At 63.9% G+C, this 23,801-nt stretch carries 20 protein-coding genes and 1 tRNA gene; 9 read left to right on the top strand and 12 right to left on the bottom strand.

What is annotated here, in order from left to right:
• Nucleotides 1-88 precede the first annotated feature (88 nt).
• From VNN55_05085 to VNN55_05075, 3 genes are all read right to left on the bottom strand, one after another.
• Nucleotides 89-262, bottom strand: a complete 174-nt coding sequence (locus tag VNN55_05085; GenBank protein HWO56920.1) for a hypothetical protein — start codon at nucleotides 260-262, stop codon at nucleotides 89-91.
• Between the two features lie 135 nt (nucleotides 263-397).
• Nucleotides 398-2,392, bottom strand: coding sequence for a tail fiber domain-containing protein (locus tag VNN55_05080; GenBank protein ID HWO56919.1), 1,995 nt, complete (start codon nucleotides 2,390-2,392; stop codon nucleotides 398-400).
• Between the two features lie 237 nt (nucleotides 2,393-2,629).
• On the bottom strand, nucleotides 2,630-2,920 hold the full coding sequence (locus VNN55_05075; GenBank protein HWO56918.1) for a hypothetical protein: 291 nt from the start codon (nucleotides 2,918-2,920) through the stop codon (nucleotides 2,630-2,632).
• Nucleotides 2,921-3,128: 208 nt separating this feature from the next.
• On the opposite strand from VNN55_05075, the gene VNN55_05070 reads away from it, so the two are divergent.
• Nucleotides 3,129-3,557: a hypothetical protein gene (locus VNN55_05070; protein HWO56917.1), complete on the top strand. Its 429-nt coding sequence runs from the start codon at nucleotides 3,129-3,131 to the stop codon at nucleotides 3,555-3,557.
• 68 nt (nucleotides 3,558-3,625) lie between these two features.
• Here VNN55_05070 and VNN55_05065 read toward each other — a convergent pair whose 3' ends face one another.
• Both VNN55_05065 and VNN55_05060 read right to left on the bottom strand, forming a co-directional pair.
• Nucleotides 3,626-4,483, bottom strand: a complete 858-nt coding sequence (locus VNN55_05065; protein ID HWO56916.1) for a hypothetical protein — start codon at nucleotides 4,481-4,483, stop codon at nucleotides 3,626-3,628.
• 245 nt (nucleotides 4,484-4,728) lie between these two features.
• The gene (locus VNN55_05060) at nucleotides 4,729-5,163 is read right to left on the bottom strand and encodes a CoA-binding protein (protein ID HWO56915.1); all 435 of its coding nucleotides are present in this window, start codon (nucleotides 5,161-5,163) and stop codon (nucleotides 4,729-4,731) included.
• 139 nt (nucleotides 5,164-5,302) lie between these two features.
• Between VNN55_05060 and VNN55_05055 the strand changes: the two genes are divergently transcribed.
• Complete coding sequence (locus VNN55_05055) at nucleotides 5,303-6,025, top strand: class I SAM-dependent methyltransferase (protein ID HWO56914.1); 723 nt, start codon at nucleotides 5,303-5,305, stop codon at nucleotides 6,023-6,025.
• A gap of 55 nt (nucleotides 6,026-6,080) precedes the next feature.
• Here the strand turns inward: VNN55_05055 and VNN55_05050 are convergent, their stop codons facing one another.
• The 3 genes from VNN55_05050 to VNN55_05040 form a co-directional block, all read right to left on the bottom strand.
• Complete coding sequence (locus tag VNN55_05050) at nucleotides 6,081-7,517, bottom strand: FlgD immunoglobulin-like domain containing protein (protein HWO56913.1); 1,437 nt, start codon at nucleotides 7,515-7,517, stop codon at nucleotides 6,081-6,083.
• 374 nt (nucleotides 7,518-7,891) lie between these two features.
• On the bottom strand, nucleotides 7,892-8,887 hold the full coding sequence (queG, locus tag VNN55_05045; protein HWO56912.1) for a tRNA epoxyqueuosine(34) reductase QueG: 996 nt from the start codon (nucleotides 8,885-8,887) through the stop codon (nucleotides 7,892-7,894).
• 134 nt (nucleotides 8,888-9,021) lie between these two features.
• A complete protein-coding gene (locus VNN55_05040; GenBank protein ID HWO56911.1) occupies nucleotides 9,022-10,134 on the bottom strand; it encodes a hypothetical protein in 1,113 nt (370 codons plus the stop codon).
• Between the two features lie 308 nt (nucleotides 10,135-10,442).
• On the opposite strand from VNN55_05040, the gene VNN55_05035 reads away from it, so the two are divergent.
• The 6 genes from VNN55_05035 to VNN55_05010 all read left to right on the top strand — a co-directional run bounded on the left by VNN55_05035 (nucleotide 10,443) and on the right by VNN55_05010 (nucleotide 17,621).
• Nucleotides 10,443-11,735 carry a HAMP domain-containing sensor histidine kinase gene (locus VNN55_05035; GenBank protein HWO56910.1) on the top strand — a complete coding sequence of 431 codons (1,293 nt, stop codon included), beginning with the start codon at nucleotides 10,443-10,445 and terminating at the stop codon, nucleotides 11,733-11,735.
• A 24-nt stretch (nucleotides 11,736-11,759) separates the two neighbouring features.
• Nucleotides 11,760-13,091, top strand: coding sequence for a sigma-54 dependent transcriptional regulator (locus VNN55_05030; GenBank protein ID HWO56909.1), 1,332 nt, complete (start codon nucleotides 11,760-11,762; stop codon nucleotides 13,089-13,091).
• Nucleotides 13,092-13,278: 187 nt separating this feature from the next.
• A complete protein-coding gene (locus VNN55_05025) occupies nucleotides 13,279-14,367 on the top strand; it encodes a hypothetical protein (protein ID HWO56908.1) in 1,089 nt (362 codons plus the stop codon).
• 127 nt (nucleotides 14,368-14,494) lie between these two features.
• A complete protein-coding gene (locus VNN55_05020; GenBank protein ID HWO56907.1) occupies nucleotides 14,495-15,802 on the top strand; it encodes a hypothetical protein in 1,308 nt (435 codons plus the stop codon).
• A gap of 285 nt (nucleotides 15,803-16,087) precedes the next feature.
• Nucleotides 16,088-17,209 carry a hypothetical protein gene (locus VNN55_05015; protein ID HWO56906.1) on the top strand — a complete coding sequence of 374 codons (1,122 nt, stop codon included), beginning with the start codon at nucleotides 16,088-16,090 and terminating at the stop codon, nucleotides 17,207-17,209.
• Nucleotides 17,196-17,621 (top strand): hypothetical protein, encoded by a 426-nt coding sequence (locus VNN55_05010; protein HWO56905.1) that lies wholly within the window; start codon nucleotides 17,196-17,198, stop codon nucleotides 17,619-17,621. Before VNN55_05015 ends, VNN55_05010 begins: the two co-directional genes overlap by 14 nt.
• A 21-nt stretch (nucleotides 17,622-17,642) precedes the next feature.
• Here VNN55_05010 and VNN55_05005 read toward each other — a convergent pair whose 3' ends face one another.
• Nucleotides 17,643-19,127 (bottom strand): GWxTD domain-containing protein, encoded by a 1,485-nt coding sequence (locus VNN55_05005; GenBank protein HWO56904.1) that lies wholly within the window; start codon nucleotides 19,125-19,127, stop codon nucleotides 17,643-17,645.
• A gap of 93 nt (nucleotides 19,128-19,220) precedes the next feature.
• Between VNN55_05005 and VNN55_05000 the strand changes: the two genes are divergently transcribed.
• A complete protein-coding gene (locus tag VNN55_05000; protein ID HWO56903.1) occupies nucleotides 19,221-19,676 on the top strand; it encodes a hypothetical protein in 456 nt (151 codons plus the stop codon).
• A 118-nt stretch (nucleotides 19,677-19,794) separates the two neighbouring features.
• On the opposite strand, the gene VNN55_04995 is transcribed toward VNN55_05000, so the two are convergent.
• The 3 genes from VNN55_04995 to VNN55_04985 all read right to left on the bottom strand — a co-directional run bounded on the left by VNN55_04995 (nucleotide 19,795) and on the right by VNN55_04985 (nucleotide 23,728).
• Nucleotides 19,795-19,881 (bottom strand) — tRNA-Leu (locus VNN55_04995).
• Nucleotides 19,882-19,922: 41 nt separating this feature from the next.
• Complete coding sequence (locus VNN55_04990; GenBank protein ID HWO56902.1) at nucleotides 19,923-20,945, bottom strand: hypothetical protein; 1,023 nt, start codon at nucleotides 20,943-20,945, stop codon at nucleotides 19,923-19,925.
• Nucleotides 20,945-23,728 carry a TonB-dependent receptor gene (locus tag VNN55_04985; protein HWO56901.1) on the bottom strand — a complete coding sequence of 928 codons (2,784 nt, stop codon included), beginning with the start codon at nucleotides 23,726-23,728 and terminating at the stop codon, nucleotides 20,945-20,947. The genes VNN55_04990 and VNN55_04985 overlap by 1 nt, the downstream gene beginning before the upstream one ends.
• Between the last annotated feature and the right edge of the window lie 73 nt (nucleotides 23,729-23,801).

The raw sequence follows: 23,801 nt of genomic DNA, 5'->3' as shown, positions 1-23,801 counted from the left end.
ATCATGCCTCTCCGTTAAGTTAAATGGAAGCGCGATTGGCATTCCCGTGGACGCGGGAAGGCAGGCATCGCCGCGGCAGGGCCGTCGCTCAGTGGCATTCCCGGCGGCAGATCACGCAGTAGTTCGGTCCCGGAGTGAGCTGCTGCTGCTGATGCTTCGCGATCGGATGGCCACAACTGGGGCAGACGAGCTGGTCCCGTGCCACCGTCCACCACCACACGCCGATCAAGGCAACCGCAACGACGATTAAGCCAATCCACATGGAGCGCCTCCAGTCAGCGTTCGGCAAACAATACCGAATCGCTCCCGTATTCGGCAACAGCAAAAGTTCACCATTGCCCCGAGCTGGCTGCCCCTCGCTGAATCGCCGATTCCCGGTGTTGTGCCACGCAATGCGCTACGGTTGCATTTGCCGGATCGTCGCCTCCAGCGTCTCGATCCGTTTCTGTTGTTCCTTCATCCCCTCGATGAGCAGCGCCACCAGCCGCGCGTAGTCGATCGACTTGGCATCGACGCCGTTCTCTTCGTATTGCACCACTTCGGGAACCACCTGCCCGACATCCTCGGCGATCAGACCAATCTGTCGCCCGCCGCCCTCGATGGGATCATAGGAGACGCCCTGCAGGCGGCGCACCTTGTCCAGCGATCCATCCAGCGGACGGATGTTGGTCTTCCAACGGCGAGAAGAGTAGACATCCCAGGCAAAGCCGAGCGCGCGGCCGTTGATGCTGTTAAAGTTGGGCAACGTGATGATATTGGAGGGCGAGTCGACCGAACCGAATCCCACGAGGGTATTGGCCTGATTGAAATCGATCGTCATGCCCGGGAACCCATCGCGGATGAAGACGAACTTGTCGTCGGCGTCGCGATACTCCAGCCCCCAGTCTGGGAACGCGGAGGAATGCGCCAGAATCATCTTGTCGGCGTTGCTGGTTCCAGATTCAAACATGTTGATTGCCGGCAGCGACGAGTTCTCGAAAGCGACGGTGCCGTTGATCGTGAGGTCTTCGGTCGGTGTGTTGGTATTGATGCCCACGCCCCCCACGGCGCGGATCAGGAATTGCCGATCGGCCGTGGAGGGAAAGTCGACAGGTTCGCTGCTGCCCCAGACCCAACTGCCGTTGTGAATCGCCTTGGCGTTGCGACCGGCGGCAAACGAGCACTGGCCGGTGGCCTCGCAGTGATCGCCGCCGGCAACCGTCGACCACGCTCCAGCGGCCGTGTTGGCGTACCCACCGCAAACAACCGCCCCGAAGTCGGTGGCCGAATTGGAGCCGCCGCCACTGATGGTCGCATGACTGGCCGGCGCATTGTTGCTGGCGCCGCCGGAGACCGTTGCCACTACGCCATCGGCGTAGTTGTGACGGCCCCCGCCAATTGTGGCGTTGGCGCCCTTGGCCGAGTTGGAGTCGCTGTCGAACCCGCCGCCGCCGGCGACGACCGAGTATGGGCCGCGTGCAAAGCAGTAGGCCCCGCCTCCGACGGTCGCCCCATCGCCTATTGCTCTGTTGCGATTGCCGCCGGCGATGGTGGAGTATAAACCAATCGCGGTGTCGTACTGCCCGCCGCCGACCGTGGCGCCCCAGGCGGAGGCAAGATTCGACGCGCCGCCGGCCACCGTCGCGGCAGTGCCCGACGCCGTGTGGTAAAGGCCGCCGCCGATGAATGAATAATCGCCGGAGGCGCGATTACGGCTGCCGCCACCGATGGCAGAGTGGCCTCCGAAGGCCGTATCGCTGTAGCCGCCCCCGACGGTTGACAGAAAACCAGCGGCCACATTGTACTCGCCGCCGCCGACCGTTGTCCCGTCGTTGCTGGACATATTGCCGGCACCGCCGCCGATGCTCGACCACGGGCCGGAGGCGAGGTTGCCGCTGCCGCCGCCGACATTCGACCAGCCGCCGGTGGCGGTGTTATTGCTGCCGGCGACGAAGGCCTCGGACCCCGTATTCGTCTGCCCCGGCCCAATTGTCACCTTGCTGGTAATCCAGCCACCGGAGGCGCCGTCGACGGTCCCGACGCGATGCGCGTAGGCGCCGGTGACCAATCGGGTGCGCGGCAGCGTGGTCCCGTTGACCGTAATCTCCAGCCAGCGCACGGTGTCCTGAAACACTGTGTGGTTGAGCGGGATTACCGCGCCGACCAGCCCGATCCAGAGACCGTTGGCGTCGGTGTTCAGCGACTGGGTCTCGCCCGGACCGCCGGGCCAGATCTCGGACCCGCCAACCGCGGCGTCAAAGATTTTGAACGTGAAATTCTGGCTCCCGACGATCGGTTCGCCCAGGGCGTCGGTCAGTTTCCCCTGCACACTCATGCTCGCCGGCACAGCGGCATATGCCGCTGCGGCAAGCAACACGGCGACAACGACTGCGAAAGGCGGGCTGTTACGCATGGTGCGACCTCCCGGATGACAGTATGGGTAAGTAAGTACGGGCCACCGCCGACGGCGGCACGGAATACGGATAATATACATCCGGTTTGCGATCCCGCAATGATCTGTCCAACGAACCGAAACGTTGCCCTCCCGGACATGCGGCTGAATCGTCCTTGGCGTAATGCGGATGGAGTTGGTATATCTTTAACCAGGTCATCGCGAGGGCGGTTGTCGCAACCGGCCGCGCCGCAGGTATCAACCCATCGAACCCAGGAGCCAGTCAGCATGAGAGGATGGATCCTTTTGTTCGGTGCGGCGCTGGTCGCAGCCGCGCCGGCGCGCGCCGATGTGGCGACCGAGTGAAATCAGACCGTGGTCGGGATCGTCCTGACGGGCCAGGTGCCGGCGCCGCAATCGTACCGCGTCATCGCCATCGTCCAGACCGCGGTTTATGAGGCGGTCAACGCCATCACGCGGCGTTATCCGGAGCGCCGCATCGATCGATGCCTCCGGCTGTGCCGTCAGTTCGCTGCGACGGTCAGCCACACCGGGATTCCCTCCCGGGCTGGATAATTGGTTCCAGAGCATGCCGACTAACTTCAGTGGGTCAACCGAGCCGGTGGGATTCGGTTGTCCGCAATGTCGTCACCCCTGAACATGCCCCGCCGATTTTGTGCTTGCGACGCGGAATGATTCAGACTTAAGTAGGCCCAATTCACGCTCGTCCGCGGTGAACGTCATTCAGGAGGTGTCCATGACGCTGAAAAGCGCCGCCGTCGCAGTGGCCTTGTTGCTGGCCGTACCGGGCTGTTACCACGCCACCATCGACACCGGTCTCCCGCCGGGGACCCAGACCATCCACCAGCCGTTTGCCTCGTGCTGGCTGTTTGGCCTGGTGCCGCCGAAGACGGTCGAAACGATGGGCAAGTGCCCGCACGGTGTGGCCAAAGTGGAGACTCAGTATTCGTTCCTCAACTGGCTGGTGGGCGCGGTGACATTTGGGATTTACACCCCCATTGAGATCAAAGTGACCTGCGGTTCGGGCGGCGGCGCGGAACTGCCACAGGCGCCCGCCGACATCGTGGTGGCCGCCAGTGCCTCCAGCGATGAAATCCGTCAGGCCTTCATGAAGGCGGCCGAACTGGCGGTGCAGGAGGATCGGCCGGTGTACGTGGAGTATTAGCGTCCAGCGAGCCCGCGGCAAGCGGAGGGCGACCTTCAGGCCGCCCTCCGCCACGGGCGGAGGGGGCCTCACAGCCCGAACATGATCCCCATCTCCGGGGCCCAGTCGGCCGCCTTGGAGGTCACCCCGAAGGCGTTGTTGAACTTGAAGAACAGATTGCCGGCGACATGCCACTGCAATTCGCTGATGAACTCCCACTCATCCTGCACGCCCTCGACGCCGGTGTAAACGCGAAAATTCGGCGAGAGCCGTTTGAGGTACTCGACGGCCAATTCGCCGACTTCGATTAAGTCCTCGGCGCGGTTGTACTCGAAGGCGCCGCGCACGGTCATCGTGCCGAAGCCAAACCCACGGGTCAGGCCGGTTCCGAGTTTGAATTCCCAGTCGGAGGTGCCGATGAGCGAGGTCTCATTCTGGGTCGGGAAGACGGTTTCGAAATAACTGAACACCTCGGGACGCCCCGCCGTTTCGCGCGCCCAGCGGAAGCGCAGCTGTCCTTCGACATCGCCCAGCCCCGACTCGGTAATCTCGGTCGGCAGCGGCGAGGCATCCTCTCGGCTGCGCTCGAGTTCGGCCTGCATGATCGCCCCTTCCATCTCGATGGCCAGCCGGTCGCTGATGCCATAGGCGAGGAAAAGCAATTGCTCGTTGGCTTCGTAGTCGCCACGATAATCGACATCCTCGGTCCCGCCCAGTTCGTTGGGGGCATACTCCTCATTGGCGTTGCGGTAGTGCTCGACGAAGGGATAGACGAGAAGTTGTCCCTTCTGCACATAGGTGCCGAACATCGACGTGGGGATGCCCTCGCCGCGGTCGCGCAGATAAGTCGGCAGATCGCCGGTCTGCAGGTGTCCACGCGCCCCGCCGGCGTTCCCGACGGCCGGCCAAAGCGCGGCCAGAGCGAGCAGGATCCAAGCCCGTTTCATACCTACCTCCTCTTCGGTTGGAGTGTCCCAACGGTTTCGCGCCCGGCGAAACCGCAACCGATCGATCTGCAGGGAGTGCCCTCCCGATCTGTCGATGTGGCCGGTCAGGCGTTGACGAGCCGGAAGCGATGTCGGTCGCGCAGGAGGAGGCCCGGCTCGAGCTTCAATCACAATATACGCGGCCACGACGGGTTCGTTCAACCCGATCTGGCGGACTTTGGGAAGGGAGTGATTTAGGAGAGGGCTCAGCCCCCGCCAAGACGATCGTGGAGCCAGCGATGCAGGCCGTGAATGCCGCGCGGGTCGGCGTACATGAGCAGGCAGGCGTGGTGCACGGCATTCAAACCGAGGGCACCGGCCTTCTCAATGGCGGCTTTCGATTCCGAACCCTGCTGCATCCAGATGTGCTTGATGCCAAGGGCGGCGCATTCCTCGACAAGGCCCGGCGTCTGGGACGGCGGGACAACCGTGACCACCGCGTCCACCGGGGCCGGGAGTTTGGCGAGACTGCGGAAACAGCGCACGCCCTCGACCGTGTCGGCGTTGGCGTTGATCGGCACCGTCTCGTAGCCGCACTCGGCCAGTTTCTTGAACACGGCATTGCCAAACCCACGGTTGCGCGAAACGCCGACCACGGCGATGCGACGTTGAGCGAGGAACTCGGTGATTGCCGGTTGCATGCTGGGCTTCCTGTCCGTCAATTTAAGTCCTCCGGCGGTACGAAAACCATCCGGAATGGCAAATTCTGGTGGGAATCTAGGCCGGCGCGGCGCAATGTTGCGACTGGAGTCCGGTCGTTATCGCCGGATGGTTGCGAATATGACCTTCGGGAACGTGTACGAGGATCGGGAACGCGCTGAATCGTATGCGCGGCTGGAGTTTCCGGGCACCTACTACCTCGCCTACCGCGACTTGCCGTCGCTCATCGCCGAGCATGTCAACGGCTATGCGGCGTTGGATTTCGGCTGCGGCGCGGGACGCTCGACCCGCTTCGTGAAGCGTCTGGGCATGACCGCCGTCGGCATCGACATCTCCGCTGAGATGCTGACTCAGGCGCGACGCCTGGATCCCGAAGGGGACTACCGTCTGGTCGCCGACGGCGAACTGGGGGACTGGCGCGGCGAACGGTTCGACCTGGTCTTGTCGGTCTTCACCTTCGACAACGTCCCGACCCGCGAAAAGAAGGTCGCGCTGTTCCGCGGGTTGCGCGGCCTGCTGCGCGCCGGCGGACGGATGATCAACCTCGTCTCGGCGCCGGAGATCTACGTCAACGAGTGGGCGTCATTCACCACGCGCGACTTCCCCGAAAACCGCGCGGCCCGAAGCGGCGACCGTGTGCGCATCATCATGACCGATGTCGCCGACCGCCGTCCGGTCGAGGACATTGTCTGGAGCGATGCGGCATACCGCGACGTTTATGACGCTGCGGGACTGACGGTCGTCGCGACCCATCAACCGCTGGGACGTTCTGATGAGCCCTTCGAGTGGAAATCGGAACTGACAATTGCGCCGTGGACTATCTATGTGCTGGCGCCGGCCTGAATGAGACAAGCCCCGGCCGACGGCCGGGGCTTGTGTGGAATCATCACCCTCTTCCCTACTTCAGCAGCACCATCTTGCGCACCTGGGTCTGTCCGCCGATCTCGGCGCGGAAGAAGTAGACGCCGCTGGCCATGGCGCGGCCGGTGGGATCGCGGCCATCCCAATAGGCGGTGTAAGAGCCGGCCGGCTGGAAGCCCTCAACCAAGGTGGCGACAGTCTGGCCCACGATGTTGCTCACGCTGATGCGAACGGGGCCGTCGCCGGAGAGTGTGTAGGGAATTGTCGTGCCAAGATTGAACGGGTTCGGATAGTTCTGGGAGACAGTGAAACCGGCGGGCAGCCCGCCCGCGCTTTCATCATCGAACACACCGGCCATGGTGTAAACGATTACGGTTCGGCTGAAATTCATCCAATTTGAGCCAAATCCGTTCTGATTGATGATCTCCGAAAGGTTACCTGGACCATCGTAAGCGTAGAGGAACCGCATTACGGATGGGAACGTGAAGTAGGCCGTCACCATTTCGATTCGTCTGTTGGAGGAGTAGCGGGTCGTGTCCGCCGAAAACGCGACCCAGGCAGAGCCGGCGGTATCCCAATCGGAGCGCACGTTGAGGATTTCGTTTGTGGTCGCCCCATCGTAGCCGAAATCGTACTTAAACCAGTTCCGCCAGGAGCTGTTGCGCCACAGCTGTGAAAGTTGCTGGGTTCTCCGTCCGCTCCCGTCGTAACTGTAGACGACCCGCTCGGCGTCGATCCAGGCGCCCGTCCATGCCTGAGTCAGTATCTCTGATAGACCGAAGCCGCCGTATGTGTAGATATCCTTGCGCATATTGACCCAGGCAGAACCAGACCAGATCTGCGTTATCGTGGTCGCGAGGTTGGAGCCGGAGTAAGTCATCGTGGAGTAAAACTCGTTTACCCAGGCGCTCCCGCTCCACGTCTGGCTCAGCGATGTGGCGACGTTTCCGCTGCCATCATAGGTAAAGGTCGCCATCGTCGCATTGACCCACGCGCCAGACCAGGTCATCGACGTGCTGGTGGCCAAGCGCCCACTGCCGTCATAGGTATTGACCGATCTGGTCTCGTTGACCCAGTTTACGCCGTCCCCGGTTGACTGAAACACCGTCTCGGTCAACTTGGCGCCGGAATAGGTGTACGTGGTTCGGTTGGACGGAACCCACTGAGCTCCGTCCCACCAAAAGCTCGTGTCCGACTGCGGCAGGTATGTGACGAGCGCCGCAAGCTCGTCGAGAACCCGCAGCATCTCCGAAAGGTCGGAAGACTGGGCGTGGTGCGCCGCCAGGGAGACGGCGATAAGATGGTGTTGCTCGGGAGTGGCCTGCGCTGGTGTTATGAGCGCTTGATCGTACTCTGCCGCCCGGCGTTCGAATTCCGATTTAGACGTTTGCAACCCCGCCACTGCCGCTGACGGTGCGCCTAGCGCCACGACCGCCACAATCAGGGTCTTGCAAAGCAATCGCAAAGCACCCATAGATGTTCCTCCGAGTTTTGGAAGGCGACCGGTCCACTGCGTCAGACGCCGGAGTCGTCAGAAGCATAACCCCCCCTGTCTGGAACTGTCCACAATAAACACAATCAGGACAAAAATAATTTGATTGGCGGGTAATAGCGGGGGGCGAGGGCCGGTTCTCACGGATGAATCGGATTCCACAGCCAGGGAAGTCGTTGGACCGGCCGGCTGGGTTTCATCGCAAACCCTCGGCCCGGGCGGCGCTGGGCCGACGCCGGGCCTGCCCCCGAACGGGCGGGAGCGCCCGCATTCCCGGGGTTGCGGACGGAATCTTCACAGATCATAGACGCCGGGGGTCGGCCGGTGAACGCGCAGGCGGCCCGAATGGAGCAGGATTAAGGATCCTGGACAGACGGCGATTGCGCCCGGACCTGGCGCACGGCCAGCGGCAAGGGGTCGGCGCGTTGCGAACGGATGTTGCGCGCCAGTCCTTCGGCGCGGGCGCGCAGAATCGGCGATCCGGCGAACTCGGCGCGAAAGGCCTCCGGCGACAGCGATGACCAGCGCGGACCGGGCGGGCGGCGTCGCTCGGGCAACGGCGCAAAGGCCGGCTCCGGGCTGGGCCGGGAGAACTTGTTCCAGGGACAGACATCCTGGCAGATATCACAACCAAAGATCCAGCCGTCAAACTGCGACGACAACTCCTCAGGGATTTCGCCGCGATGCTCGATCGTCCAGTACGAAATGCAGCGGTTGGCGTCGAGGACATACGGGGCCGGAAAGGCCTCGGTGGGACAGGCCTCCATGCAGCGCGTGCAACTGCCGCAGAAATCCGTGTGCGGAGGATCGGGCGGCAGTTCCGCGGTGGTGATGATCTCGCCGAGAAAAACCCACGAGCCGAAATCGCGGGTGATCAGGCAGGCGTTCTTGCCGATCCAGCCCAGGCCGGCGCGCTGGGCGATGGCCTTCTCCAAAAGCGGGCCGGTGTCGACGTAGGTAAGCGAACGGGCCCCGGGCAGCAGGTCCGCCAGCGTCTGCCGCAGCGCCTCCAGGCGCTCGGCGACCAGCGTGTGGTAGTCATCCCCCCATGCATAGCGCGACACTTTGAGCGCGCCGCACTCCTCATCGTGCTGGTCGGGGTGGTAGTAGTTGATCGCCACCGAGATGATCGACTGTGCCCCGGGCAGGACCTTCTGCGGGTCGGCGCGACGCTCGGCGTTGCGGGCCATCCACGCCATCGACGCATGATAGCCGCGCGTGAGCCACTGGAACAGGCGGTCGCGGAGATCGGGCTCGCTGTCGGCCGGACTGACGCCAAAGAGCGAAAAGCCCAGCTCGAGAGCGCGGTCATGCAGACGCTGGCGGATGAGGGCGGGGTCGGATTCGGACATAAGGCTCCGTCTCCGTCCGGCGGAGACCAATGTGGATTACGTCGGCCAGCGCGTTATTGTGGGCCCGCCCGCAAAGGAAAGCCCCCGTGCGCGGGGGCACACGGGGGCGGGTTGCGGTGTATGGTACATGGCGCCTAAGCGCCGTCTTCTGTGCTGTCGGCATCACAGGCGCGCTCCCACCAGCCGGAGAAGAATCCTCCGCCCCAGCGGGAGTTGCGGTCGTGCCCGCGGCCATGGCCGTTGCCATTGCCATCGTCGTCATCGTCATCGTCATCATCGGTCTTGCTCTGCCAGGTGCCGCTGACCGTTCCGGTGGCCAATCCGACATGCGACATCCACACGCCCTCATACCAGCCGCCGGTGGAATCGGTGTCGTTGAAACCCCAGGCGCCGCGCAGCAGTCCCTCGAAGTGGCCGTGCACTCCGATGGCCTTGCCGAAGAAGACCTTGCTGCCGTCGCCGCGGATGCCGAAGTGTCCTTTCAGGTGGCCGCCGAAAGCGCCATCCTCATTCATCCAGCGCCCGAAGAACTCGCCGTTGCGGCGCGAGGGGTTCAGCCGCCAGATGCCGTCCATCGGTCCCTCGCCGCAGGTGGTCAGCTCCAGACGGCGGGCGTTGATCGCCAGTTCATTGCCGAGGTTGTCGATCGGCACGATCTCCGCGAGATTCTCCAGTTCGGCCATGCTGAACGTGCGCGTGTACTGCGGCAGTGTCAGGACCAGTTGATTCGGCCCGGCGACCGAATCATCATCGATCGGAGGATCGACGACCAGCACCAAGAGTCCATCGAAGTGAACGCTGGTCTGCGACACCCACTCCAGCAGCCGCCGCGATGTGCGCGGGCGGACGATGTAGTCTTGTCCGGGTTCAAAACGAATCACCTGCCGCAGGACGATGCCGCCGTACTCAATCTCCAGCGAGCCGTCCCAATCGGTGAGCGTGGTCACCGTCGAGTCACCTTCCAGTTGCCCCCAACGCAGCACCAGGGCATAGACATCGCGGAGACTGTCGAGAGAGTCGAGCGCCACCGCCGGGAAGGCGGGATCCTCGACCAACGGATCGGCTCCCATCATGGCGGCCAGCTCGGCATCGCCAAAGGCGGGCGCCTCATCGGCGGCGCTGTAGCCGCCATATTCAGAGTAGAGATCATCGCCGGTGGTGGCGCTGTTGCCGCTGTCACCAGAACAGCCGAAACCGGCCAGACCGATGATGGCCACCAGCGAGAGCAGTGCGAGTTTTGCTTTCATCTATGAACTCCTCCTTCTTCTCGTCGATTCGACACCAGCCAACTCAAAACGCTGGGACCATATCCTTGCAAGGCAACTGCCAGAGCCGGCATGATTATATCTGCTACTTCAATTATCGACCGTAATACATTCACAATCCATGAATTAGACAGATAGAGCCAATGTCGATCTCAGACCCATTGGTGCGGCATGACGGTTCCTGTTGTACCATTCGGTACAGAGTTGTACCGGGCGGCCGGACAGCCGACAGGTACATTGAGGGGGTCTTTCTGAAACGGGTCTTCACCAGTCCCTGGCTTGTCATCGCCGTGGCCGTCCTGATCCTGGTTGGGATCAATGCCGGCTATCGTGTGATCGTTGCCGACCTGCGGGAGACGCTGGACAGCGAACTGGGCCGTCAACTGGGCGGACTGGCCGAGACGTTCGCCGCCACGCTGGATGTCGCCGATGTGCGCGACGCGGTCGCGTCGGCGGAGACTTTCGATCCCGATGCCTATATGCGTCTGCGGGCGCGCGCGCAGGAGTTCGCCGATGTCAATCGGCTGGTGACCGCCACCGTCCTCGACAGCAATTGGCAGGATCCGTTTGCCGACGCCGCCGATTCGCTGGGGGCGAAGGTGTACTCGCTTCTGGACCGTGATGGCCGCTGGGCGCCGGCGGTCGGATTGACCTGGGTGTCGCAGACATTCCGTTGGGGGGATTCCTACTACCGCAGCGCGGCCGCGCCGATCGAGGACCCGACCAGCGGCGCATTCCTCGCCATCGCGCGCATCGAAGCGGACGCGCGTCATTTCGGCGCGCTGGACCGTCTCGATCGGCTGGCGTGGTGGATCCATGGTTTGTCGGCGGCGCTGGCGCTGGCCCTGGTGGCGCTCTTTCTCGGGCAGGCGCGTCTTGCGCGACGCTGGGAGCGGGAGCTTCTGCGGTCGGAGAAATTGATCGGGCTGGGACGTCTGGCGGCCACGATTGCCCATGAGATCAAAAATCCTCTCGGCATCATCAAGGCGACGGCGCAGCGCCTCGAACGCACCGCCGGGCAGAATCTGGCGCCGGAGAAACGCGATGAACTGCTCAAGTTCATCCCCGAAGAAGTGGACCGTCTCAATCGCATCCTCACCCGCTATCTGCAGATTGCCGCCACCGATCAATCGCACCCGGCCCCCGTCGATGTGGGCCGTCAGCTCCCCCAGTGGATCGAGGCGATGCCGGAACGGGATCGTATACGATTGTCTCTTGATACCACGGGTCCGATCCACGCCGATCCGGAGGCGCCCCGGCAGGTGGCGCTCAACCTGATTCGCAACGCGCTGGAGGCGTCACCCAATGGCGCGGGCATCGAGATCGCATGGACACAGCAAGGACGGTACGGGCAGTTGCGCATCAGCGATCATGGACCGGGGATACCGCGGAAACTGCGCGCGGCGGTCTTTGAGCCATTCTATACGACCAAAACGAGCGGCTCGGGGCTGGGGCTTTATGCGGTCAAGACGCTGGTGGAGCGCGACGGCGGGCAGGTGGCAATCGAGGACAACCCGGGCGGCGGCGCCGCGGTGATTGTGCGTTGGCCGCTGGCATCCGAGGCCGGCGGCGCGACAAACTGATTCATCGAAGGAAGGATTGCCGGCATGGCACGAATTCTTGTGATCGACGACGAGGAACGGATCGGGTTGCTGTTGTCCGAAACCTTGCGCGACCTGGGTCATGAGGCCTCCTACCTCACCGACGGCCGTGTGGCGCTCGAGCGTTTGAGGCCCGGCGCCTATGATCTGGTGATCACCGATCTGCGCATGGAGCCGGTGCCGGGCATGGAGATTGTCCGGGCCGTCGCGGCATTGCCCGGCACTGATGTCGCGGTGTTGACCGCGCACGGCACGACCGGCGCGGCGGTGGCGGCGATGAAGGCCGGTGCGCTGGATTTTCTCTCCAAGCCGCTGGACCTCGACGAGATGACCCAGTGGGTCGAGCATTGGGACCGCGGCCGCGGCGACCGGGCAACGAGCGAACTGCGGGTCGCGCCGCCGTTGGCGGCGGCGCGCGCGGAGACGCTCGTGGGCGATTCGGCGCCGATGCGCGAGATGCGCCGCCTGATCGAATTGGTGGCCCCGCGCGATGCGACGGTGCTCATCCTCGGCGAGTCGGGCACGGGCAAGGAACTGGTGGCGCGGGCGCTGCACGATGCCTCACCGCGCGCCAACGGGCAGTTCGTCGCCACCAATTGCGCGGCGCTGACCGAGACGCTGCTGGAAAGCGAACTGTTCGGCCACGAGAAGGGGGCGTTCACCGGGGCTTACAAGCAGCGCATCGGCCGCTTCGAACTGGCCGACAAGGGCACGCTCTTCCTCGATGAAATCGGCGAAGTCTCTCCCGGCTTCCAGTCGAAATTGCTGCGCGCGCTCGAACAGCGGGAGATCGTGCGCGTCGGTTCAGCGACGCCGATCAAAGTTGATGCGCGGGTGATCGTCGCCACCAACAAGGACCTGGCGCGGCAGGTGGCCGAAGGACGATTCCGTGAAGACCTGTACTTCCGCTTGAATGTCTTCCCGATTCACGTGCCGCCGCTGCGCGAGCGGCTCGATGACATCGAAGCGCTGGCGTTGCACTTCCTACGGCTGCAGGGATATCAGAAACCGAGACTGGCGCGCGCGGTTGTCGACCGCCTGCGCCAGCACTCCTGGCCGGGGAATGTGCGCGAATTGAAGAATGTGATCGAACGGGCGGTGATCCTCGCCAACGGCGGGCCGCTGGCAGTTGAGCATCTCGGACCGCTCACTTCGCCCCGGGTCCATCACGACCCATCGCTGGCGATGCCGGCCGAGCATGGCCTCGAGGATGTGGAGAAGCGGCTGGTGGAAGAGGCATTGAAGGCCTCCGGCGGCAACAAAAGCGAGGCGGCGCGTCGCCTGAAGATCACCCGCCGGGTCCTCTACGCGAAACTGCGCCGGTATGGACTTGAGTAGCGGACGAATCGGACGAAATGGACCAATCGGTCCAGTTGCGTCGGCGCCAAGCCCGGAACCGTTCAAGCAATTTATGCGAGAACGCATAGAACGCCTTGCATCTCAACGTGATAGGATTGCGCCTCCAGTATGGCCCGTTCGGCACCGATTTTGGTGTCTTCTAAGCGGCCATGTGCCGGAAGGAACAGTGAACGACATGTCTCGCTTGCAACATCGCTCCAGTGGCTCCGGACGTCATCGTCCGGGCATTCTCCCGTTGCTCCTCCTGTTGGCGGCGCTTGGAGCGCTTGTCCTCGTCTGCCTGCCGGCGTCGGCTTCGGCGCAGACACGCGAGGAAGCGGCCATCGAGATCGAAAAGACCGACGAGGTGCTCGCCAAGGCGCAGGACCTGCTCGATGAAACCGGCGCGCCGCGCGGACGGGGCACATTGGAGCTGGCGGTTCGACTGCAGACTCAGGCGAAGGTTTTCTTCACCAGCGGCAACTACCGCATGGCGGTGCGTCTGACGAAGGAAGCGCGCGACCGCGCCCTGGATGCGCTGGCGGGTGTTCGCCGCGCCGAGGACAACGAAGAGGCGGTCGAACGCGAATTGGAGTGCACCGATCAGATCCTGGAACAGGCGCGCGATCAAGACGGCGGAGGATTGCTGGCGATCCGTCGATTGGAACAGGCGCTCTCGACTCAGGCCCGCGCCTGGGAGATGTTCCGCAACCGGCGGCTGCGTCCGGCGTTGAAGCTGACGCTGGAGGCGCGTGACGCGGCGGGGCGTCTGGCCCTGCGCGGCCGCTTTGGACCGGGCGGTCCCAACCTCGACAGCCGGGTGGAGCGGCAACTGGATAGGCTCGGACAGGCCATCGATCGGGTCGCTGACCGGATCGCTCCGGATAATGAGCAGGGACAAACGGAATTGAACTCGGCACGCTCCGCCTATGGCGCGGCGCAGACCGCCTTTAACGAGGGAAAGTTCCTGTTGGCCGATCAGAACCTCCGCCTCACCCGGCAGGCCCTGATGCGGGCGGTGCAGACGGTCGAGGCGGATCTGGACGATCAGGACATCGCCGCGCTGATCAACGATGCCCGCCGTCGCTGGGAGAATCTGGGCGAGGATATCGACGCCGGCGGCGAGGCGCGTTGGCGCGACTGGCATGCGAAGGCCGGCAACGATTTGAACGAAGCCGAGCGGGCCCTGCGGTCCGGCGACCTGCGCAAGGCGGTGGTCCAGACCCGCGCGGCCATGAGTATGATGGACCGGATCGCCGACGAGTTGACGCCATAGCGCTCGGGCGATCGGGACAATGACGGCAGAGGCGCGTCATCGCGCCTCTGCCGTGCTTTTGCGCGGGCACTCGCGGGTCCGCGCCGAATGCGGTTAACGTTTGTTCACTCACTGCCGGGAAGCGACATTGACACGCGTGGCGGGCACGACGACCAATGCGGGCAGGTGGCGGCGAATCACGCTTGGCGCACTGGCAATGGCGACCTTCGCGGTCGGCGCCGCCACCGCTTCCTGGGCAGAGGAGCGCCATTGGCTGCTTGTGCCAGGTATCGGCCATGACCGCTTCGAGCAATCATTCTTCCTTGAGGACACGCTGGATATCGATCCCGACTCGCTTAAGACACTGGAGCGCACCATCGAAGACTTGAAGGAGTCGTATCTCTCGCTGGAAACCGCCTACCAGCGGGGCGCGACCGTGATCAGCAACACCCTCTACGCCACCGACGCCGCCTGGCGCAACATCGCCACGGCGCGCACACGCTGGCGGCGGCGGCAGTGGACGGTCGATGCCAACGCCCGGCTGGAATGGAAGGGCGATGATGACCGCGACACGATCTCGTCGGGTTATCTGTTTGGCCAGGCGACGGTGGCGCCGCGGTATACGCTGGGCGAGCGGTGGAGTGTCCTGGCGCGCGGCGACTGGGAAGGGACGGCCTACGACGCGCGCTCGACATGGGGGTTGGACTACTCCCGTTGGCGGGGACGGGCCGGGATACGTTACAGCGGCGCGTTGCTTGAGGCGATTGATATGACAGCCGGGCTCACCAGCCGCCGGGTTCCCGACTCGAGCCGTCTGGCCTATGAGGAGGCCTGGATCGCGGCGGAGGCGTCGTACTGGGAATGGGGACCGGCCCTCTGGACCCTGGCGGTGTCGCACCGGGCGCGGGAGTATGACACCGATGGCGCCGAACGGGACCACAGCCGCACCGAGGTTGAGCTGTCGGCGCGCGGCCACTTTGGCGATCGTTGGCGCGCCGAGGCGCAAGCCGACTGGGAGTATTGGAATTACGCGCAGGACGCGGAGATTTACTTTGACTTCGCTGTTGGCAAAGTGGAACTGGAGGCGCGACGTGCGGTGGGACGCTGGACGGTGGGAGCGCAAGCGCGGTCCCGCTGGGAAGGGGCGGCCAGCGACGCGTTCGCGGACAATGATTTCACCGACTGGGCGGCCGGACCGGTCGCCGGCTGGCAACCCTCGGGAATGGTCTGGATCGATACCGGAGGACGATGGGGCCGTCGGTATTACAGCGACCGCTCGCTGGTCTACGACGATTACGATTTCCTGGAGATTGATCTGAGCGTCGATGCCTCGGTCGGTGATCACTTTACGCTCAGTCTGTCGGCCACGTACGAGACGGAAAACCACGACAACCCGTCGCGCGACACCGACTACACGTATGGGGCGTTGGCCATACGCTTCCCCTTCCGATTGTGACGGTTGTCGCAAACGGACAAATTCCGCGTGGGTCGAGAAAAAAAGGTATTGCGTCCTGAGGGATCGTAGGTAACTTGTCCGCAGAACAAAGGAGCAAGCCGGAGGGAAGGGCAGCCACAGCACCGGATAAGTTGCGAATCTGAACGCATACAAGCTTCCACACCCCTCTGGGGTGAGCCGCTAAAAATCCCGCCTAATACCTGGGGTGATGGGCCCGGACCTTGGTCCGGGCCTCATTATTGATGGCCAAGAACATGTAAGCGCCCAGCGAGGTTCACACGGATGATGAGCCGCCCGATTCTGCCTGTCGCCATCGGTCTGTCGATCTTGAGTCTGATCCCCGTTGCCCGGGCCACGCCGCGGCTGGCGGCGCAATACGGTCAGGACTGTCAACTCTGCCATGCCAATCCGTCCGGCGGCGGCATGCGCAACTCGTATGTGACCGAATTCATCGGCCCCGCCGAATTGCCGTTACATCCTCTGCCCGCGCACGAGCGCGCGCGCTGGCCGAAGGCGCGTCTGAATGACTTCATCACTGTCGGGACCGACCTGCGTCTGCTCTACCTGGCCAGCGACAATGCCCGCACCGCGGTCGGCGCGCTGGACAACTCGTTTTTCCAGATGCAGGCGGATTTCTATGTCGCCTTCGAACCCGATCCGCAATTCCTGCTGTACCTCGATCGCGGCACCGGCGCCGACTACGAAGTCTTCGCGCTGGCGCGTCTGTTGCCGGCGCATGGATATGTCAAGGGCGGGCGGTTTGTCCCCGACCTGGGCTGGCGGTGGGACGACCACAATCACTACACGCGCGAGCGTCTCGATCTCGACTACCCCGGCGCCACCGAGACCGGGATCGAAGTCGGCCTCTCGCCCGGCCCGCTGACGCTGACCGGCGGCGTGTTCAACGGGAACGGCAATGCCCGGTTCGACGACAACTCGCAGAAGATGTATGTCGGCAAGGCGCTGGCACGTTGGCGCATGGGCTCAGTCCAGACTGCCCTTGGCGGATCGACCCGCTGGAACTCCGGTCCCCTGGTCAGGGAGCGGCTCTGGGGAATCCAGGGGCAGGCGAGCTGGCGACAGTTTGCCTACCTCGCCGATCTCTTCGGCCGTCGGATGGCGTCGGACGCGGACACCGGCCGTCGCGGACGCACCTGGTCCTGGGTCATGTCGCAGGAGCTGGACGTTCGACCGCGCCAGGGGCTGGACCTGTATGTCGGTTACGATTTCCTCGATCCTGATCTGGATCACGAAAACGGAACGCAATACCGCATCAGCGTCGGGTCGCGGATCTATCTGCGGCACTTCCTCAAAGTGGAGCCGTTGGTGCGCTTCGAGCGGGAGACGACCGCGCAGTCGGTCACCGATGACACACGGGTGGAGATACTCTTCCATGCGTTCTATTGAGAAACGCGGCGAGTGGCTGGCGGCGGCGGTGGCGCTGGTGTTTGTCACAATGGCCGGCTGCGCCGATTTCGGAACTGGCATCCCGACCGTCGGAAACGGCGGCGGCCAGAACGGCGACACCGCCACGGTTTCGTTTGCGGCCGATGTACTGCCGATCTTCGCCGCCAACTGCGGCGGGGCCTTCTGCCACAATCCCTGCGGCGCCAACAACGGCGGCGGGCTCTGTCTGCAAAGCCACGCGACCCTCATGCAGGGTGGCGTGGTGATTCCCGGCGACAGCTCAGGCAGCGCGCTGGTGCAGCGCCTCGAAGGCCGTCTGACACCGCGCATGCCTTACGGCCGTGCGCCGCTGGCCGACACGCTGATTCAACTCGTTCGCATCTGGATCGCCGAAGGCGCGCTGGACAACTGAGTCCTCCGGCCGCGTTACGGCTCAACTCGATTTGGCGAAGCGCGCCACGGCCTGCTTTTCGTGTTTGCCGACCAGGTCGGTGACGCGCACGGTCAGCAGATAATCGCCGCTGGGCAGATCGCCGATGTCGAGGGTGGCGGAGTGCATGATTTCGCGCGTGGAACCGGAGAGAACGCCGGTGCCCGGCCGCCCGGTTTTGAAGTCGCCGTCCAACGCGGAGATTTCGTAGTCGATCTGGTAGTGCGTCCGCCCGCTCTCGTCCAGGAGCAGGTGATACACTTCGAAGTAGAAGGCCAGCGGTTGATCGGGCAGGTACACCCGCGACGGCAGCGGCATCACCATTTGCTGATTCTTGATGAATGGCGAGCCGGGCTCGTAGATCGACCAGACAAACGACGCCAATTCGATGTCGGAGATCTCCTGGATTTCGGGGCTGATGTACTCCGGCAGGCGCAGGGGCTTCAGGTACGTGCCCGACTTGCCGGTGTTTTCGTCCTCGATGGTGGCGGCGACGGTGTAGCGACCCGGGGGCAGTTCGAGGACCTTTTGCTCGATGACCAATTGGTTGGTCGGTCCCTGACGGCCCGCCTGGCGGGAGATGATGCCGACTTCGCTGTAGACTTCCTCTTCGCGCTCATCGCGCACCAGCAGGGTGCGCCGGATGCTGAAACTGGTGGAATCGGGGCCGCGCCCGAGTTGCGCCAGCGGGTAGCCGAGGTTGATGTCCAGCCGCCAGGTCCCCGGCTGGCCGCGGAAACGGACGACATCGAGCGCGTAGTCGATCAGGTTGCGGCCGTATTCGTGATAATAAATCGCCGGCTGCAAATCGATGGCGCGCAGTCGGGCGGAGTGGAACTCGCCCGCCGACTGGCGGCGGAACGCCGGATCGGTCACCGGTGCCAGTTCGAAAAAGCCGAAGCCGCGCTTGTCCTCAAACTGAAAGGTCTCGTTCCAGCGATTATAGGACCAGACTTCGATGGCCGCATCGGCCTCGTTCAGCGGCGCGTCGAAGAAGTCATCCGCGCGGCCGCCCGGCGGCTCGACGCCGTCATTGTTGACCCCGGCCTGACGCACGATCCGCTCATCCGGCTGGCCGTAGCGTATGTACACCTCGCCGCGATCATCCCACGGCCGCCCTCCCTTGCCGGGACTGCCGAACAGATAGATGGCGTGATAGACCCGACGGTCATGTTCCTCGCGGAACTCATTTTCCGGGGTGGTGGGGGTCGGGTCATGGGAGGTCCAGAAGCGACGCAGCCAGTCGGCCGAGGCGAGAGTGTCCTCGATGGTGACATACTCGCCGAACTTTTCGGCGCCGAGCAGCGCGCGCAACGCCGCTTCCTCTTCCCGTTCGGTCAGCGGGGCGCGTTCGCCCCTGGATTGCAGCGGGGCGGCGCAGGCGGCGGCCAGCGCCGCCAGCATGACGGCAAAAAGCAGGCGGACCAGCGCCCGCGGGGAGCAAAACAGCGAGTATTGTCCGGCCACCGCACGCATCGATACTGACACTAAGATACGCGTCCGGAGCGTGTTTTGGCGCCGGGATTGTGCGAACGGCGTGCGGAAATCCTCCGGGCCGATCTCTTCCCCTGCGACCGCATCATGAGCACACCTCCGACCGGCCGGCGCGGCAGACTCCACGAACCGGTGGAGCGCTGCGGCCGGTCCGCGCCCACCGACGCCGAGCGCGACGCTGAATTCCGTGAAGACATCCGGCAGAGCGCTCGTCGGGGACAGCTGTTGGCCGGCGGGCTGGCGATCGTCGGCCCGGCTTTTACGATGATCGTTTTCCATCTCCTGATGGGCGACGAATTCGAACTGACCGGGGGCGAGCATGTCCAGATGGTCCACCGGGACGCGTTCATCGTCATGGGGCTGGGCGCGTTGACGCTGGCCACTGACCGGTTTCGCATTGTCCGCGAGCACGGCCGTTTCATCGGACGGCGCCGGATGGGGGCTTTCCATTGTCTGCAGGATTGTGAGCGCGAATCGGAGGAAGGTCGATGTGACCAGCGGACCGGATCGAGGGGAGCACCTTCAACGTTCCCCTGCCAGTAACCGGCCCGGCTGGAAACCGCCCCGACGGCGTCCCGCGGGACATTTTCGCCGGGCGCCGACGACGACGGCGCATCCCCAAAAAGAACAAGCCCCGGTGTGGAGCCGGGGCTTTCGATTTTGGTGCCGAAGGCGGGATTTGAACCCGCACGCCCGTAAGGGCACTGCGCCCTGAACACAGCGTGTCTGCCAGTTCCACCACTTCGGCAGCGGCGGGATTATCGCCAATTGCCGTCCGGCAATCAAGCCTCAGTTTTGCGGCACGGCGGTCAGCTGGTAGCGGGCGATTCGGTTGTTCTTGGTGTCGGCGATCAGGACCATGTCGTCGTAGCAGGCGATCCCGCAGGGGTCAAAAAGGCCGAGATCGTCGGCGCTTTTCCGGCCAAAGGTCAGAACATACTGACCGTCCTTGTCAAACATCATGACCAAGCCGTTGGCCCGGTGGAGGACGAAGACATTCCCCTGCTCGTCGACCGCCAGGTACTTGGTGTCAACCAGCGGCATCCGGAAGACATCCTGTCCCGAGTCGGGCAGCGCCGGCAAATACTCCGGGAGAGCCAGATACTGGACGCCGTAGATGCCCGGATACTGAGCCACGAAGAGTCGGCGCTGGTCGCGGACAATGCCGAAGGCGACGCCGGTCGGGTTGTAAACGTCACCGAAGGCCCCGCCGGAATCGACCACGGGGTAGAGAATCCCCTGCGGCGTCGGCTCGAGGAAATCGCCCAACATGACATAAATGCGGCCGACGGCGACGGCGTAGAATACGCTCTTGTTGGCGTCCAAGGTCGAAGTGATCGATTCGAAGCGCGGCACATCCCAGTAGCAGATGGGCGGCGCGTTGGGCTGGGAGGCGCAGCGATAGGTGGAGTCGAGTTCGGCAAAGGGCGCAAAGCCGCCGCCGGTGGCGCGTCGCAGCCAGATCTGCGGCGTGCTGTTGACCGCCGCCAGCGAGAAGGCGCGATCCTGCGCGACCGCGTGCGGTTGGGGAATCGGATACGACTCGATAAATTCGCCGTTGGGGGTCAGCCGCACGATGCGATCGTTGCCGGTGTCGCAGATGTAGATCGTGCGGTCATAGCCGACCGTGACGCCGAAGGGACGGACAAACGGGATGCCGTCGGCGGCGGTCCAATGCGGCAGCACCGGAGCCATGGTGGTGTCGGTCAAACGGCCGCCATCGTCGTCGCGCACATCGGTCGGCAGCGGCAGTTTTTCGCCGCAGGACAGAAGGACGATGCCGAGCAGACTCAGGATGATGATGGGCCGCATTACCAGATCCAACGGATGCCGAACTGCCAGTGCACCGGGTTGTCAAACCGCGACGGGTCCGCCCAGATCGGCAGTTCATACCCGACCGGCGCGGTTTCGAAGAAGTTGTCCCCCACCGGGACCGGATCTTCAGCCCGGTAGACCTCACCGGTGACGGGATTGATCAGCGCCACATTTTCATGATTGAACAGATTGGTGACTGATACCAACAGACTCAAACGGCCCTTCCCCACCGAAAAGTGCTTCGCAACGGACAGATCAAGCGAGCGCCAATAGGGACCGACCGCCGAATTCGGGTCGCCGTCGCGGAGATAGTGCACATCGCCGTCTTCGTCGGTGGAGTCGCGGTAGGGTGTAAATCGCTTTCCCGCCTCGGCCCAGAGGCCGATGTGGAAATCCCAGTTACCGCCGATCCCGATGCCGAACAGACGCGGCGAGTCATCCGGGCCATAAGTCCAGTCAAACGTGGAGGCAAAGCGCCACGGCTTGTCCCAGTCGAAGGCAATTTCCTGATAGAGCACGGTGCCATCGCGGCTGATCCGGCCGCGGAAGACATCCTCCGGCGAAGAATGTTCGCCACGGATGCGGGCAAAGGCGGCGGACAAATTGGTGCGAAAGGTGTTCCCGCGCCGTCCGTCGAGGGTCAGCTCGATCCCGCGCGACTGGGCGATGTCGCGGTTGGCGTAGGCGTACCAGTAATCCTCCGGGTGATCGGGGTCGGGAATGACCGCGACCGCGGCAATGTAATCGCGAACATCGCGTTGGTAGACACTGGCGGTCAGTCCCCAATCGGGTGTGTAGAGCCACTTGATTCCACCCTCGATGGCAATGGTCTTTTCGGTTTCCAACGCGGGGTTACCGAGCAGTTGGTAGGACGACGGCGAGCGGCTGCGCAGTTTGGCGTAGATGTGGCGCGGGTTGGGGCGTTGCGCCAGGCGGTCATAGGAGACAAACAGCGACATCGACGGCCCCAGAGCATGGGCAACGCCGATGCGCGGCATCACCCAGCCACGGGCGCGTCCGCCGAGAAGTTCGATGGTCTCATCCAGATACTTCTCACGCATGCGCGCGGTGACGTTGGGTAGCGTGGTGTCGTCCATCAGTTGATCCAGATACGCTCCGGGCCACCACAGCTCGCCGCGCAAACCGATGTTGAGGACCGTGCCCTGGATATTCGCCTCGATCTGCGCCCAGGCGGAGGCCGAGGTGGGCGAGACACGGTAGTGGTCGGTGTTCAGGCCGCCCAGCCCGAGCCAGGGGCGAAAGATGTCGATCACCTGCAGCGTCTGCGGCGCGACTTCAGCGCCGGTCTGCAGCGAGACCGAAGGACTGAAACGGACATCGGCATCGGCGCGGGCGGTGTAAGTCTCCGAGAAATGATCGTGCCAGAGATCGCCATCGCCAACGTCGTAGAAACCATCCCCGGCGTGCACGGTGTAGTACTGCGATCCCGGAGTGCTGTCGATGCGAATCGGGCCGGTATCCTGCGGCGGGACATATTCTGATGGCGCCTTACCGTTGACATCGCCGTGCAGACGGGCAAAGACACGCGCCAGACTGAGTTCCAAACCGGTGTGCTGGCCGGGACGGATGCTCCAGCGCAGAATCTGGGAATTGGACTGGCGGGTGAAGGTGGTGGCGCTCTCGAGATGGCGGGCGTACGCGAATGGCCAGCCGTAACTGAAGGTGGCGGTGCGCAGACGAGTGTCGAGCGAGGCGGCATCCTGATCGATGTTGGTCTCGGCGGTGAAAAGCGCCGAGACCCGGTGCACGGGGTTGAGCCGCCAGGCAAGTTTGGCGAGGGCGTGGTAGCGATTGTCGGAGCGCGGTGTCCAGCGGGTGCCGCCGGCCACCGACGAGTTCGGACGACCAGAGCCCAAATAGGTATCGGAAAGATCGCCGCTGACCGAGAGCACAAACCCGGGCGCGAAGCGGGGGTCGGACACGGCGATCGGCAGACCCAGCGCCCGCAGCGGACCGGAGAGGGTCAGCGCCGCCCGGTCGGTGTTCCAGTCGCCGGCCGACTGCGGCGAGAGGCGGTCGGTTGAGTACTCCACCTGCCCGCGCAATGCCGGGGTGGGTTCGATGGTTTCCACCAGCACCGCCCCGGCGGCGGCGCTGGTCAGATCGGCGGAGAGCCCTCCAGTCACCACGGTCACCGCTTCGACGGCGGATGTCGGCGGACGGACCGCCATGCCCTGCCGCAGGAAAGGATCGGCGACCGAGACGCCGTCGACACGATAGTCAGTCTCATACGTGCGCGCGCCGCGGATGTGAATCTCACGATCCACCTGTGTCACACCCGGCTGGCGCAGGACCAGTTCGGTCAGCGCCAGGGGTGCCATATCGAGATCCTGACGTTCCACTGTGCGGCGGGTGGACGGCGCGGCCACCGCAATCGGCGGCCGTCGTCCGATGACGATGATCTCTTCTCCCAGCGGCAGGACAGTCGGAATCAGGGCGATGGTCAGGGTTGTCGTATCCTCGGCGCCGATCCACAGGTCGTTCTGACGCCACTGCGTATAGCCGACCACACTGGCCTCGATCTGGTAGTATCCCGCCTTTAAGCTGTCGAAACGGAAGCGTCCGTTGTCGTCGGCGATCGCGCCGCGTCCCAGCAGCGGAATGTAGATGGTCGCGCCGGGCAGGGTCGCACCGGAGGCCGAGTCGATCACGACACCACGCACAGACCCGTTGGCCGCCTGCAGCGAGACCGGCTTGGCCAGGATGACCAGCAGGCCGATGGCGGGCAGAAGCACAGGTGACAGATGAAACGGTCTCATGGTCGGGTCGACAATGGGCCGAAGGTACCTGCTCTACCCGTCAGAGATAATAATATTCCCCGGACCTCCGGGG

Source organism: bacterium, assembly GCA_035559435.1.
GTDB lineage: Bacteria > Zixibacteria > MSB-5A5 > WJJR01 > WJJR01 > JACQFV01.
The sequence above is the reverse complement of the archived record's forward strand: the minus strand, read 5'-3'. Positions and strand labels throughout refer to the sequence as shown.